Source organism: uncultured Victivallis sp., assembly GCA_944389935.1.
Lineage (GTDB): Bacteria > Verrucomicrobiota > Lentisphaeria > Victivallales > Victivallaceae > Victivallis.
Genome location: CALXOE010000004.1, coordinates 1 through 12,841, shown reverse-complemented (window position 1 = coordinate 12,841; position 12,841 = coordinate 1). Strand labels below are relative to the sequence as shown.

The window sequence follows — 12,841 nt, the reverse complement described above, 5'->3', positions numbered from 1 at the left end:
GCGGAAACGGAGTATTGTGTTCTACATCCCGACAACCACTTATTACAGAGGAGAGGTTATCATGTCTGAAATCAGAGAGATTTTCGGCCGGGAGATTCTGGATTCACGCGGCAATCCGACCGTCGAAGTCGAAGTCGTTCTGGAGTCCGGTGCGACCGGTACGGCGGCGGTTCCCTCCGGCGCCTCCACGGGTGAAAACGAGGCGCTCGAACTGCGGGACGGCGATAAGAAGCGTTACGGCGGCAAAGGGGTTCTCAAAGCCGTCAGCAACGTCAACGATAAGATTTTCCCCGAACTCGAGGGGATGGAAGCATTCGACCAGATCGGCATCGATCAGGCGATGATCGAACTTGACGGCACGCCGACCAAGGAGAAGCTCGGTGCAAATGCGATTCTCGGCGTTTCGCTCGCGGTTGCGCATGCGGCGGCGGCCGAGCTCGATCTGCCGCTTTTCCGCTACATCGGCGGCGTGAACGGCAAGGTCCTGCCGGTTCCGATGATGAACATCATCAACGGTGGATCGCACTCCGACGCGCCGATCGCATTCCAGGAGTTCATGATCCGTCCGGTTGGCGCGGATCGTTTTTCCGAGGGGTTGCGCATGGGTGCGGAAGTGTTCCACGCCCTCAAGCAGATCCTGAAGAAGAAGGGACTTTCCACGGCGGTCGGCGACGAGGGCGGCTTTGCTCCGAACTTCCAGGGAGGAACGGAAGAGGCGCTTGATTCGATTCTGAAAGCGATCGATCTGGCCGGGTATCAGCCGGGCCGGGATGTCCGGATTGCGCTCGATTGCGCGTCGAGCGAATTTTTCCAGGACGGCATCTATAAATACAGCAAGTTCGAGGGGGACAAGGGGTGCGAACGTAACTCCGCCGCTCAGGTCGAGTATCTGGAAGAACTCATCAAGAACTATCCGATCGATTCGATCGAGGACGGCATGGCAGAGAACGACTGGGATGGCTGGAAACTCCTGACCGACCGGATCGGTGACCGCTGCCAGCTCGTCGGCGATGATCTTTTCGTCACGAATGTGAAGTATCTTGCGAAAGGGATCGAACTCGGTTGCGGCAACGCGATTCTGGTGAAAGTCAACCAGATCGGGACGCTGACCGAAACGCTCGACGCGATCGAGATGGCACACCGGGCCGGCTATGCGGCGGTCATCAGTCACCGTTCCGGCGAAACCGAAGATACCACCATTGCGGATATCGCGGTCGCGACCAACGCCGGACAGATTAAAACCGGCTCGCTCTCTCGTACCGACCGTATCTGCAAGTACAATCAGCTTCTCCGCATCGAGGAGCTGCTCGGGGATCTGGCGCGCTACGGCAACTGAGTGCGTGCAGTTCGTCCCTGAAAAAAGCGCCCGGAGATTTGCTCTGCCGGGCGCTTTTTTTCTCAGCGATTTTCGAGGAACGCATCCATGCGTTTGTTGACGGGCCAGTTGATATCGCGGGGGCAGCGGGCGATTTCGCGCTCGAGTCCGTCGTAAAGTTTCGTGAGTTCCGACTGCTTCATGCCGGTGGCGTTGAGAATTGCGGAGTTGTCGATGATCCGGTCGAAGAGCCGGTCGTATTCGAGTTGCCAGCGTGCTCCGGGCCAGTACGGATTGGGGGAGAGAATTTTCAGGTAATCTTCCTTGTCGATCCAGACGCAGTCAAGGTTGCAGATCGCCTTGTAGTATTCCGCGATTTCTCCCCAGGTATGGTGTTCGGCTGTGGCGACGGTGAACGTCTTTCCAAATGCCCGGTCGTTGAAGAGAAGTCCGGCGATCATCTTCGCGACATCTCCGGCCCAGCTCATGGTCGCTTGAATGTTCCGTGCCTGTTCCGGCAGTGCGGCGACTTTTCCCGCGAATGCACGACCGACGGTGTCGGGCGCCTCGAGCGTGACGAGCTGATACCGCAGAAGCGAGTAGGTGATCGCCGGCCGGATGATCGTCCAGTTGCTCCGGGCCCGGCTGCGGACGATGTTTTCCCCGCGCGCCTTGTAGATGCAGTAGTCGTCGGTGTTGCGCAGCAGAACGTCTTCGGAGGAGTCGAGCAGCCGCGGCGAACTCTCCCGGATCGGATGCTCCTTGTTGTCGTAGATCCGGTAGCTCGAGAGATAGATGTAGTGATCTGTGTTGTCAAGAAGCAGCGGCAGATACGTGGCGAGCTCCCCGGTCGGATAGATCATGAAGTCGACGATCCCGTCATACCGGTTCTCCAGCAGTTTACAAAGATTGGACCACTCTTTCGCATCGCTCTTGATGTAGTTCACCCCCGGAAACGGCTCGCGCGGCGTGTCAAGAGATACCGCGTCAACCAGGAACCCTTTCTCCGCGAGAACGGGAACAAGATACTGCCCCATGGCGCCGGTTGCGCCGAGTACGAGAAGTTTTTTCCCGGACAGATTCATGTCGCACCTCCTTTTCTGTAACGACTGATGAAAGGTATTTCCCGGCTCCGTTTTTTTCAACTGATTTGCCGGGATTCCTGTGAAAAGGATCGTGCAATCTTCTCATCGTTTTCTGAAAAATCGTTCCGAACTCTGCAACTTTGTCAATCGCGGGCAAAAAAAAGGAGAAAGCATCGTGCTTTCTCCGTTCGGTGTTGCGATCACAGCTCGAGCAGTTTTCTGACCAGCTGATCCCCTTTGAGAAATCCGAGTTTCCCGGTGGGTGCGAGTCTTTCACTGAACTGCTCGACATCGTCCGGCTCGATCTCCGGACCGCAGACAGCGACCGGAACCGGAGTGCGCGTATGTTTGCGCAGTTTGATCGGAACCGGATGATCCGGCAGCACGGCGAAGTTGATCGGCTTCCCCTCGAGAGCTTTCAGTACCGGCGCGACGATCTTGGAATCGAAATCGGAAATCGCCCGCATCTTGAGTTTCAGATCTCCGAGGTGCGAACACTCGTCGATCGCCTCGACGTGCAGATAGACCAGATCATGATCGACGAGCGCGGCGAGAGCGGCGCTGACTTTGCCCGCATAGTTCGTATCGATGAAACCGGTTGCTCCCGGCACCTCGACCACGGTCATATTCGAGCATTTCCCGATCCCCTTGATGACGTCCACCGCACTGATGATCGCGCCGCGCCGCCCCGCATAGACGTCGCTGAATTTCGGGAGATTCGGGCGGCGGCCGGGACTCCACGGCCAGATGCGGTTCGCCGGAGACGCTTTGCCCGCATTGAGTTCATGCGAAGCGAGAAACGCCGCCGCGAGCGCGCCGAGCCGGTTCAGAAAGTCGACCGTATAGGCCGCTTCCGGCGAATCGTCCGCCGGAGTGAGCGGCAGTTCGGAGAGCGGAATATCCTGCGAGGAGTCCGGCTTGAAGTAATTGACCTTGTCGGAGAATTTCTTCCCGTGCAGCACAAGCAGATTCCGGTAGCTCACACCGGAGTGAAACGTGACATCGTCGTTGCCGAATTTCTCCTGCAGCGCCGCCATCAGTTTCGCGGCGGTATCGTTGTCGATATGCCCGGCCGAGTAATCCCGCAGCACCCCGTCCGGCGAGGCGTAGACGAGATTGCACCGGAACGCCACATCGTCGTCCGCCAGCCGGATTCCCTGGCTCACCGCCTCGATCGGTCCGCGCCCGGGGTAGTTCTTCTCCGGATAGTAGCCTAGTACCGACATGTTCGCAACATCGGAAGAGGTCGGCAACCCCTCCGGCAGCGTCAGAAACGTCCCGGAGACGCCGCGTTTCGCGATGGAATCCATCGCCGGGGTATCGACCGCTTCGAGCGGGGTTTTGCCGCCGAGCTCCTCAAGCGGCTCGTCCGCCATGCCGTCGGCGAGAAAAATAACTGCTTTGCGATTCATTTTGCTTCTTCCTCAGATAATAAACTCCGGAGCGCCTCCGGAGAGATTCCTGTGATTTTAACGACTTTGCTGCGGCCGGTCCGGCCGGAGATGAGTTCCACCGCGCTTTTCGGTACGCCGCACTGTTCGGCGAGCATCCGGCAGAGTTCCTGGTTGGCCTTGCCGTCGACCGGCGGCGAGGAGAGCGCGATCTTCACCGCCTCTTCGCCGTACCCTCCCGCGACACCGCTGCGCGATGCGCCGGGTTGAACCCGGCACACGAGCAGCGTTCCATCGCTCGAGGACTTAAAGGCCTTGCTCGGCAGTTCCATCATCTTCGGTGGGCCGCAGCGTTTGTTCCGGTCGGCCGAGCGCGTCCGGTTCCGGATCACGGCCGAGCAGGACGTTGATCTCGTCGATCGAGAGTGTCTCGCGTTCGAGCAGCGCTTTCGCGAGTTTCTCGAGCTCGTCACGATGACGGGTCAGGCAGTCGCGCGCCGATTCCAGCGCATTCTGCGACAGCCGGCGGATCTCCAGATCGATCTCGCGCGCCGTCTCCGGACTGACCCGCTCTTCAGGCTGTGCGTCGAACGGCATGTGCGGATGAGCCGGGAAGTTTCCGTACTTGATCGTCCCGAGTTTGTCGCTCATGCCGTACAGACAGACCATCAGCCGTGCCGTGTGGGTCAACTGATTGATGTCGCCTGAAGCTCCGGTCGTGATGTCGCCGAAGATGATCTCCTCGGCGGCGCGCCCGCCCATGGTCATCTCCATGTCGGCTTCAAGTTCGAGCTTGCTGCGCGTGTAGGCGTCTTCTTTCGGCATCGAGAACGTCGCGCCGAGATAAGCCGTTCCGCGCGGGATGATTGTCACCTTGTGCAGCGGCGTGGCGTATTTGTTGTGCAGCGCCACGAGCGCATGACCAGCTTCATGATAGGCGGTGAGTTTGCGTTCGCGGTCGGTGATCCGGCGGCTGCGCCGTTCACGGCCGTAGCTGACCTTGTCGCGAGCCTCCTCCATATCGGCCTGGGTGACCGCTTCACGGTTGTAGCGGGCTGCGAGCAGCGCGGCTTCGTTGCAGAGATTCGCGAGGTCCGCGCCGCTGAATCCCGGCGTGGTGCGCGCCATCACGTCGAGGTTGACCGAGCTGTCCACCTTGATCTTCTTCACGTGCACGTCGAGGATCTGCCGCCGTCCGACGATGTCCGGGAGGTCCATCACGACCTGGCGGTCGAACCGGCCGGGCCGCAGCAGCGCCGGATCGAGCACGTCCGGACGGTTCGTCGCGGCCAGAACGATCACGCCGTTGCGGCTTTCCAATCCATCCATTTCGACGAGCATCGCGTTGAGTGTCTGTTCACGCTCATCGTGGCCGCCGCCCCAGCCCGAGAAGCGGGAGCGCCCGACCGCGTCGATCTCATCGATGAAAATCAGGCACGGCGTATTTTTGCGCGCCTGCTCGAACATGTCGCGCACGCGGCTCGCGCCGACGCCGACGAACATCTCCACAAAATCCGAGCCGCTGATCGAGAAGAACGGCACTCCCGCTTCGCAGGCGACCGCCTTGGCGATCAACGTCTTGCCGGTACCGGGTTCGCCGACAATGAGACACCCTTTCGGAATCTGTCCGCCGACAAGCTGGAAACGAAGCGGATCTTTCAGATACTCCACGATTTCCCGGATCTCCTCTTTGGCCTCGTCGGCTCCGGCGATGTCGTCGAAGTGAACGTTGAGCTCATCCGGCGGAATCATGCGCGCCTTGCTGCGGCCGAAATCCATCGCGCCGCGTCCCGATGCCCGCATCTGCCGCATCGAGAAGAAGTAGATGAATCCGATCACGACCACCAGCGGCAGCACACCGATCAGGATGAAATTCCAGAATCCGGAATTGTTCGGTTTGACGACCACATTGGCGCCGCTCTTCTGCAGCAGGCGGGCGAGATCATCGGTATAGACGACCCGGGTTTTATACGTTTCATCGGCATTCGGCCTGATTTCAGCGTCTCCCGAACGCGGCGACTGCACCGGGGTGGTCGTCACCGGCACGGACGAAAGCCCCTGACGGCGGAATTTCCCTTCGCAGACCATGACATTGCCGTTTTCCCAGGTCATTTCGACCGATACGATCTGCATTGCGGCAAGTTTTTCCTCGAATTCGCTTTGAGAAAACTCCACCGCCCGGGCCGGGCCATACCCCTTGAACAGCAGCAGCCCGGCAAGCACCAGAAACAAAATCAGCCAGACAATCGCCGCTTTGCTGGAACGCTGCGGTTTCCTGCGGTCTGCACCAAGAGGGCTGCGCCCGCCGCCGGCTGGGCTGCGGCCCGATTTGTCATCCCCGGCCATCTTCTGGATCGTTCTGCCGGGGTGCCCCGACCGGACTGCGGCGGGGGTCATAACATTATTTTCCATAGAATCTCTTTCATTCTGGACGCGGGATCTTCCTGCCGTCCTCTTCACTTTCATACAGGCAATCCGCCGGATACTCCCCGCATCCGGCGGATTCCGAAACTCCTCCCGGCCGGGAAACGCCTACAGCTTGTTCGCAATGGTGTAGATCAGATATCCGACCACGGCGACAATGCCGAGCGCGAGCAGAATGTAAACCCCGAGCATCAGCCGCTGAAGCATCACGCTCTTCCGGTCGACCGTATCCGCGAACGGATCGAGGCTGGTCATTTTCGGAACTGTCGAGGTATTGCTGTCGAGCTGCGAGATGTCGATCGTCACCGTGGTGCTCCCCACCTGGGCTTCCGAACCGTCGTTGCTGTCAAACAGAACCTCAACTCCTCCGAACAGAATGATGTCGGAATTTTTCAATTCCTGCTCTTTCACCGGAACATTGTTGACCCGCGTACCGTTGGTGCTGTCGTTGTCCCGGATGATATAGACCGTTTTCCCGTCCCGCGTGGTCCGGATAATGTCCGCATGGTGACCGCTCAAGCTCGAATCCTTGATGACAATATCGTTGCCGTCACGGCGGCCCACGGTCATCTGATCTTTGTTCAGTTCGAATACTTTGCCACGAAGTTTTTCGTACAGAACCGTCAATTTCGGATAATCCGCCATCTTTCCGCCCGTTTCTCTGAGTTTCTGTTGTTGACAATCTTTAAACGAGAATATACTCCAGCGTGAGGAATTTGCAACATATTTTCCAAGTTTTTTGCGATAAAAAACGCTTGCGGCGGGTCAATGTGCATAGAAACAGCCGCACAGACGCCCGCTCCCGTCCGGAGATACCAGCGGCGGAAGTGCGATCCGGCACTGTTCCCTGGCCTCCGGACAGCGCGGATGGAACGGGCACCCCGTCGGCGGATCGAGCGGCGACGGAACGTCGCCCGGCAGCACGATCCGTTTCCGCCCCGTCTGGTCGATGGTCGGCACCGCCGAGAGCAGCGCCTTCGTATACGGATGGTACGGGCGCCGCACAAGTTCGCGCGCCGGTGCGGACTCCACCACTTTCCCGAGATACATCACGAGAATGCGCGACGAAATATGCTCGACCACGGCAAGATCGTGCGCGATGAAGAGAAATGCCGTCCCGGTTTCGCTGCGGATCTCCTCAAGCAGATTGATGATGGAGGCCTGCACGCTGACATCCAGCGCCGAGACCGGCTCGTCCGCGACGATGAGCGCCGGTTCCGCCGCCAGCGCCCGCGCAATCCCGATTCTCTGTCGCTGACCGCCGGAAAATTCATGCGGATAGCGGTCGAGCGCTTCAGCGGAGAGTCCGACCCGGTCCAGCAGACGCGCCGCCCGTTCCCGTCGTTCCCCCCGCGGCAGTTTAAAGTGCAGTGCCAGCACCTCGTCGAGAGCGGAAAAAACCGTCAACCGCGGATTCAGCGACCCGTAGGGATCCTGAAAAATCATCTGAAAATGTTTCCGCTCCCGCCGCAGCGCCTGCCCCTTGAGCGAACCCAGCTCCCGGCCGTTCAGCAGCACCCGTCCCGCAACGGGCTTTTCAAGTCGGACTAGAGCGCGGCCTAGCGTACTCTTCCCGCAGCCCGACTCGCCGACCAGACCGACGATCTCCCCGGCTTCGATCGAAAATGAGACTCCGTCGACCGCCCGGACGAATCGTTTCGGGCGGAACCAGCCGCCGCGGACCGGATAGTAGACTTTCAGATTTTCAACTTCCAGCAGCGCCATCGTTCATGCCTCCTGCGGATCGGGGAAAACCGCGATCGCGGTGATGTTGTCCCGGGCGCCGGCCATGAGCACATCCCGGAGAATCCGGTCGACCGCCTGGCGCGGAGTGGCCGCCTCGGCCATGATCGTCTGAAGCGTTTCTCTCGAGAGCGTCCCGGAGGCGCCATCCGAGCAGAGCAGATACCGGCTGCCCGGACGGCGCGGCAGCGCATGAAGTTCCGGTTCGAGTTCCGAGCGCGGCCCCACCGCCCTGGCGATCAGATTTTTCATCGTCGCCAGACCCGGAGGAAGAAAACCGTGTTCCCGCGCGAACTCCGCGGAAAACGAGTGGTCCGTCGAAAGCTGCACGAGCCCGTCGGAGGGGTGAAATTCGTACATCCGGCTGTCCCCCGCACTCGCGAGCAGCACCGTCCGCCGCAGAAACACCGCTGCGACGATCGTGCTGGACATCGGTCGTCGGACCTGTTCAAAATAATTGCGCTCAAATACCTTGCGGTTGATCTCCCGGATCGTGTCCCGCAGGAACGCTGCCGCATCCTCCTCCCGCAACGGCCGCTCTTTCGGCAGTGTCCGGAATTTTTCGGCGAGATCGCGGCAGCAGATCAGACTTGCCAGCGCCCCGTTGGAGTGGCCGCCGACGCCGTCGGCCACGATGGCCAGCGCATGGTCGCGTTCCGGCGGGGCGTAACAGCAGAAGTTGTCCTCGTTGCGTTTCCGATGCAGCCCGAGATTACTTTCTCCGGCCATGATGATTCCGGCGCGATTCCGCATGAATTCCTCAAGAAGATAAATAAAATACCGGGAATCCCCCTTGCAAAGATTCCGTTTTTCATGTCTATTATAATAATGTTGCATCGTGATCTTTTCAAGTCCGACTCGGAGAAAGTGGAATGAAAACATACTCGCTTTTATGTGCCGCGGCGTTTCTTGCGGTGATTCTGGCCGGCTGTGCCGGGGTGGATGCCAGGCGGGAGCAGCGGTGGGCGGCGTTCGATCCGCTCCGCCCGGATCCGGAGTTCCGGCTGCTGCCGGACCGCCCGCTTCTGAAATTCAGCCGTTCCGGGAACCGCTCCGCCGCCGGGGAGCGTGCGGAGGAGGCTGCTCCGCTGGTCTGGAAGAGTGCGGAGCTCGATTCCCGCGGTCTCGAGGGGACCGCGTCCCGTTTCTGCCGGGAGAAGTTTGAACTTTACATGATCGCCAGAACCGGATTCCGGGGGAAGCTTCGCGCCCGCGCTCTGAATGAACGTCGGGAGGAGGTCGGCCGGGCCGTCACCACTCTGGAACGGAACCCGGATGAAGCGGGCTGGGTCGAATTCCGGTTCCCGGAGCGTTTCGCCCCGGAGGAGGTCAAAGTGATTGCCGTGGAGCTTGCGGAGTAGAAAATGCGTGCGGTTTTGTCAACCATCGGACTGCTGATCCTCTCGAACGTCTTTATGACATTCGCCTGGTACGGGCATTTGAAAAATCTGTCGAACCGGGCGTGGTACGTCGCCGCGGTCGCGAGTTGGGGCGTGGCGTTTTTCGAGTATATGCTGCAGGTGCCCGCGAATCGGATCGGTCATACGACGCTCTCGCTCGGACAGTTGAAGATTCTTCAGGAAGTGATTGCGCTTTCGGTATTTGTGCCGTTCTCCGTCTTTTACATGAAAGAGTCGCTCTCGTGGAACTATCTCTACGCGGCGATCTGCATCGCGGGGGCGGTATTCTTCATCTTCCGCGGGTAGGGGGGGCGCCATGGGCGAACTGGCCGGGGTGGTTCTCAGGACGGCGCTCGACGCGGGATATCTGCTCGCCGCGGGGGTGCTCCCTCCGCTGATCGCCGGGATTGTGCTGCAGTTCGTCACTTCGCTGTTCGGGGTGTGTTGCATCGAGGTGTTCGGGATTCGTTTCTGCGTCTGGGCGACGGCGCCCGGTGTGATGATGCATGAGTTCAGCCATGCGCTGGCGTGTCTGGTGTTTCGACACCGGATCAGGGAACTTGTGCTGTTTTCTCCGCAGAAAAACGGAACTCTGGGTTGGGTTATTCATGAGTGGGATACGCACAGCCTCTGGCAGAGGATTGGCTGTTTCTTCATCGGGGTGGCTCCGCTCGGATTCGGGCTGGGGGCGATTCTTTTTCTGACACTGCAGCTGCTCCCCTACGAGGCGCTCCCGTTTCCGGATCTTCCGGACGGAGGGGCGGCCGGCTTCAAGGAGCAGTTCCGGGCGACGTTTCTCGGGCTTTGCGGGGTGTGGATCAATCCCGGGATTCTTTCCGGCTGGCGGTTCTGGGTCTGGCTCTACGCGATGATCGCGATCGGCTCGCAGATCTCGTTGAGCGGTGCCGATCTCGAGGGGGCGAAAAGCGGAGCGGCGGCTCTCACGTTGGTTCTGGTTGTCGGGGCGGTGGTGCTTGCGCTGCTGTTCCCGGACGGGATGCCGCTTCCTGTGGCAGCGATCCGCTTTTCCGCGACGATCTGCGGTCTGCTGTTTTATCTGCTTTTGCTGTTCGGCGGGTTGGCGTTGCTGTTGATGGCCTGCCGTGCCGGATATCGCGCCCGGAGGCGGCGGAACTGATGGCCGGTTACCGTACCCATGTGTTCTGCGGCGGGTTGTGGGGACTCTGTGCCGGAGCCGCCGCATTCCTGACCGGCTGGTGTACGCCGGTGCAGTCCGCGATACTCGGGGTCTTCGGCATGATCGGCGCCGGGTTGCCGGATATCGACGGGAAAACTTCCCGTCCCCGCCGCCTGCTGCTCGGAGTGCTCGGCGTGGGTGTTCCGGTTCTGCTGGTCGGACGGTATCTGCCGCGCGGGGCGACCAACGAGATCTACTTCTGCTGGATCACCGGGAGTTATCTGGTCATCTGTTTCGGTCTGGATTTTCTGCTGAGTCATTTTTCCCGACATCGCGGGGCGTTCCACTCGATTCCGGCGGCGATTCTGGCGGGGGAGGGGGCGTTTCTGGTGTTTGCGGGATCGACGCTTCAGGCGCGTTTTGCGTTTGCGCTGGCGGTTGCGGGCGGATACCTGTCGCATCTGCTGCTCGACGAACTCTGGTCGGTGAACCTCTTCGGAATCGCGGAAAAAAAGAGTGCGGGCAGTGCTTTTACCTGGAAGACCGACTCCCCCTCCGGAACCGTTCTGCTCTATCTGGCGGTGGCGCTTCTCGGCGGATTCTGCGTATTTTGAAGTGCACGGCGGTTGTTTCTGAAACCGTTCCCCTCCATCCATAGAGGATTTTCTGCTCCGCGGAAGTGCTGGACGCCCTGCCAAAGTGAGCTCCATTCCACAATACAGGCTCTTTCCGGAAAGCTCTTTTTCAGTTGACAAAATGAGAAATCTGTGCTAATTTTACTAAAATATCAGCTTTCTGACTCCGATTTTTTCCCCAGGAGAAAGAACCGGCCGGCAACATATCCCTCTCCACGCACAGGGATCTGTTCAAGCAACAAGAGAGAATCATGAAAAAGAATCAGACGAATACCGGATTTAACGGAAGACAATTTGCACTCTGGATGGCCGCTCTGGTGCTGGGCGGAATCCTGGGAACGCTCAACATCGGCTGGCTGAATGATTTTTTCAATTTCATCGCGTCCGTCTATACCCGGCTGTTTCAATTTGTGGCCGTTCCGACGATTGCACTGGCCGTGACGACGACGCTGGCCCTGCTCGGCACCCGGAAAAACACCGGCCGGATCTTTCTGCATACGATCGTCTACACGCTGCTCACCACCGCCGCCGCCGCCCTGGTGGGACTCCTGCTGTTCAAGGTGATCGAGCCCGGAAATCTTCCGGCGGATGTCATTCAGCAGGGAAATGCAACCGTTCCGGAAAATCTGGGGTCGATTTCCTATTATTCTCATATTCTTTCCGTGATTCCGAATAACATACTCGCCCCGTTCTCCTCCGGGAACGTGCTGAGCATTCTGCTGGTGGCCGTCGCTGTCGGCCTCGTTCTGGCCCTGAAGAAAGAGTCCGAAAACATTCAGGTGCTGCTGAAAGGCATCCTCGGCATGCAGGAGGTGCTGTTCGCTCTGATCCGCGCGCTGGTCTGGACTCTGCCGCTCGGAATTGTGGCTTTCGCCGCGCAGCTTTCCGCACAGGTTTCCGCCGGATTCATCATCGGATCTCTGGGGAAGTATGTGGCGGTTGTTCTGGGAGGGAACCTCATTCAGTCCCTGATCGTGCTGCCGCTGTTTCTGCTGATTCGCGGGATCAATCCGCTCCGGGTTTTCCGCTGCATGCTGCCGGCGGTGCTGATGGCCCTCTTCACCAAGAGTTCAGCGGCGACTCTGCCGGTGACCGTGGCATCCGCGGAAAACAATCTGAAAGCGAAAGAAGAAGTGGCGCGGTTTGTACTGCCGATCTGCTGTACGATCAATATGAACGGCTGCGCCGCATTTATCCTGGTGACTTCGCTTTTCGTCATGCAGAACGGCGGCTGGACGCTGAGTCTGCCGACTGTGGCGCTCTGGTTTTTCATTTCCATCATCTCCGCGATCGGCAATGCGGGGGTGCCGATGGGGTGTTATTTCCTGACGCTCTCCCTGATGTCCGGCATTCATGCCCCGATCGGAATTCTCGGAATCATCCTGCCGATCTACACGATCATCGACATGATCGAAACGGCGGAAAATGTCTGGTCCGACTCCTGCGTCTGCGCAATGGTGAATAAAACCATGACCGCCGCAGATCCGACCCCCGACGCCAGATAACCGTTCCCCCACTCCCACCGCCTTGAACGGGAGAGTCCGCGATTTCTCTTTCCGGAAGATAAGGAACTTCCCGCCTGCGACTGAAAGCAAAAACCGCCCCGGGAAAATCCTCCGGAGCGGTTCACCGACAAAAAAATGGTGCGCTCACGGGGACTCGAACCCAGGACCCAGTGATTAAGAGTCACTTGCTCTACCAACTGAGCTA

The 12,841-nt window shown here is 59.3% G+C and carries 13 protein-coding genes; 6 read left to right on the top strand and 7 right to left on the bottom strand.

Features of this window, described 5'->3' with window-relative positions:
• The first annotated feature begins 61 nt into the window (after nucleotides 1–61).
• Complete coding sequence (gene eno / locus Q0J85_RS02150) at nucleotides 62–1,336, top strand: phosphopyruvate hydratase (RefSeq protein WP_294477819.1); 1,275 nt, start codon at nucleotides 62–64, stop codon at nucleotides 1,334–1,336.
• Between the two features lie 62 nt (nucleotides 1,337–1,398).
• On the opposite strand, the gene Q0J85_RS02145 is transcribed toward eno, so the two are convergent.
• From Q0J85_RS02145 to Q0J85_RS02115, 7 genes are all read right to left on the bottom strand, one after another.
• Nucleotides 1,399–2,400, bottom strand: a complete 1,002-nt coding sequence (locus Q0J85_RS02145; protein WP_294477816.1) for a hypothetical protein — start codon at nucleotides 2,398–2,400, stop codon at nucleotides 1,399–1,401.
• Between the two features lie 200 nt (nucleotides 2,401–2,600).
• Nucleotides 2,601–3,812: a cofactor-independent phosphoglycerate mutase gene (locus Q0J85_RS02140; RefSeq protein ID WP_294477814.1), complete on the bottom strand. Its 1,212-nt coding sequence runs from the start codon at nucleotides 3,810–3,812 to the stop codon at nucleotides 2,601–2,603.
• Complete coding sequence (locus Q0J85_RS02135) at nucleotides 3,809–4,123, bottom strand: DUF167 domain-containing protein (protein ID WP_367274576.1); 315 nt, start codon at nucleotides 4,121–4,123, stop codon at nucleotides 3,809–3,811. Before Q0J85_RS02135 ends, Q0J85_RS02140 begins: the two co-directional genes overlap by 4 nt.
• Nucleotides 4,098–6,203 carry an ATP-dependent zinc metalloprotease FtsH gene (gene ftsH / locus Q0J85_RS02130; RefSeq protein ID WP_294477809.1) on the bottom strand — a complete coding sequence of 702 codons (2,106 nt, stop codon included), beginning with the start codon at nucleotides 6,201–6,203 and terminating at the stop codon, nucleotides 4,098–4,100. The genes Q0J85_RS02135 and ftsH overlap by 26 nt, the downstream gene beginning before the upstream one ends.
• 120 nt (nucleotides 6,204–6,323) lie before the next feature.
• On the bottom strand, nucleotides 6,324–6,860 hold the full coding sequence (locus Q0J85_RS02125; protein ID WP_294477806.1) for an FHA domain-containing protein: 537 nt from the start codon (nucleotides 6,858–6,860) through the stop codon (nucleotides 6,324–6,326).
• Nucleotides 6,861–6,980: 120 nt separating this feature from the next.
• Nucleotides 6,981–7,940, bottom strand: coding sequence for an ABC transporter ATP-binding protein (locus Q0J85_RS02120; protein ID WP_294477804.1), 960 nt, complete (start codon nucleotides 7,938–7,940; stop codon nucleotides 6,981–6,983).
• A 3-nt stretch (nucleotides 7,941–7,943) separates the two neighbouring features.
• Nucleotides 7,944–8,711, bottom strand: a complete 768-nt coding sequence (locus Q0J85_RS02115; RefSeq protein WP_294477802.1) for a protein phosphatase 2C domain-containing protein — start codon at nucleotides 8,709–8,711, stop codon at nucleotides 7,944–7,946.
• 119 nt (nucleotides 8,712–8,830) lie between these two features.
• Here Q0J85_RS02115 and Q0J85_RS02110 point away from each other — a divergent pair, with 119 nt between their 5' ends.
• The 5 genes from Q0J85_RS02110 (at nucleotide 8,831) to Q0J85_RS02090 (ending at nucleotide 12,636) form a co-directional block, all read left to right on the top strand.
• On the top strand, nucleotides 8,831–9,319 hold the full coding sequence (locus tag Q0J85_RS02110; protein WP_294477800.1) for a hypothetical protein: 489 nt from the start codon (nucleotides 8,831–8,833) through the stop codon (nucleotides 9,317–9,319).
• Nucleotides 9,320–9,322: 3 nt separating this feature from the next.
• Nucleotides 9,323–9,664, top strand: coding sequence for a DMT family protein (locus Q0J85_RS02105; protein WP_294477799.1), 342 nt, complete (start codon nucleotides 9,323–9,325; stop codon nucleotides 9,662–9,664).
• A 10-nt stretch (nucleotides 9,665–9,674) separates the two neighbouring features.
• A complete protein-coding gene (locus Q0J85_RS02100) occupies nucleotides 9,675–10,496 on the top strand; it encodes a hypothetical protein (RefSeq protein WP_294477797.1) in 822 nt (273 codons plus the stop codon).
• Nucleotides 10,496–11,110, top strand: coding sequence for a metal-dependent hydrolase (locus Q0J85_RS02095; RefSeq protein ID WP_294477795.1), 615 nt, complete (start codon nucleotides 10,496–10,498; stop codon nucleotides 11,108–11,110). The genes Q0J85_RS02100 and Q0J85_RS02095 overlap by 1 nt, the downstream gene beginning before the upstream one ends.
• A gap of 272 nt (nucleotides 11,111–11,382) precedes the next feature.
• On the top strand, nucleotides 11,383–12,636 hold the full coding sequence (locus Q0J85_RS02090; protein WP_294477793.1) for a dicarboxylate/amino acid:cation symporter: 1,254 nt from the start codon (nucleotides 11,383–11,385) through the stop codon (nucleotides 12,634–12,636).
• Nucleotides 12,637–12,841 lie beyond the last annotated feature (205 nt).

Coding starts and splice junctions, on each gene's coding strand:
- Q0J85_RS02110 (WP_294477800.1), top strand. CDS start 8,831: ATGAAAACATACTCGCTTTTATGTGCCGCGGCGTTTCTTGCGGTGATT.
- Q0J85_RS02140 (WP_294477814.1), bottom strand. CDS start 3,812: ATGAATCGCAAAGCAGTTATTTTTCTCGCCGACGGCATGGCGGACGAG.
- Q0J85_RS02125 (WP_294477806.1), bottom strand. CDS start 6,860: ATGGCGGATTATCCGAAATTGACGGTTCTGTACGAAAAACTTCGTGGC.
- ftsH (WP_294477809.1), bottom strand. CDS start 6,203: ATGGAAAATAATGTTATGACCCCCGCCGCAGTCCGGTCGGGGCACCCC.
- Q0J85_RS02100 (WP_294477797.1), top strand. CDS start 9,675: ATGGGCGAACTGGCCGGGGTGGTTCTCAGGACGGCGCTCGACGCGGGA.
- eno (WP_294477819.1), top strand. CDS start 62: ATGTCTGAAATCAGAGAGATTTTCGGCCGGGAGATTCTGGATTCACGC.
- Q0J85_RS02120 (WP_294477804.1), bottom strand. CDS start 7,940: ATGGCGCTGCTGGAAGTTGAAAATCTGAAAGTCTACTATCCGGTCCGC.
- Q0J85_RS02105 (WP_294477799.1), top strand. CDS start 9,323: ATGCGTGCGGTTTTGTCAACCATCGGACTGCTGATCCTCTCGAACGTC.
- Q0J85_RS02145 (WP_294477816.1), bottom strand. CDS start 2,400: ATGAATCTGTCCGGGAAAAAACTTCTCGTACTCGGCGCAACCGGCGCC.
- Q0J85_RS02090 (WP_294477793.1), top strand. CDS start 11,383: ATGAAAAAGAATCAGACGAATACCGGATTTAACGGAAGACAATTTGCA.
- Q0J85_RS02095 (WP_294477795.1), top strand. CDS start 10,496: ATGGCCGGTTACCGTACCCATGTGTTCTGCGGCGGGTTGTGGGGACTC.
- Q0J85_RS02135 (WP_367274576.1), bottom strand. CDS start 4,123: ATGGAACTGCCGAGCAAGGCCTTTAAGTCCTCGAGCGATGGAACGCTG.
- Q0J85_RS02115 (WP_294477802.1), bottom strand. CDS start 8,711: ATGCGGAATCGCGCCGGAATCATCATGGCCGGAGAAAGTAATCTCGGG.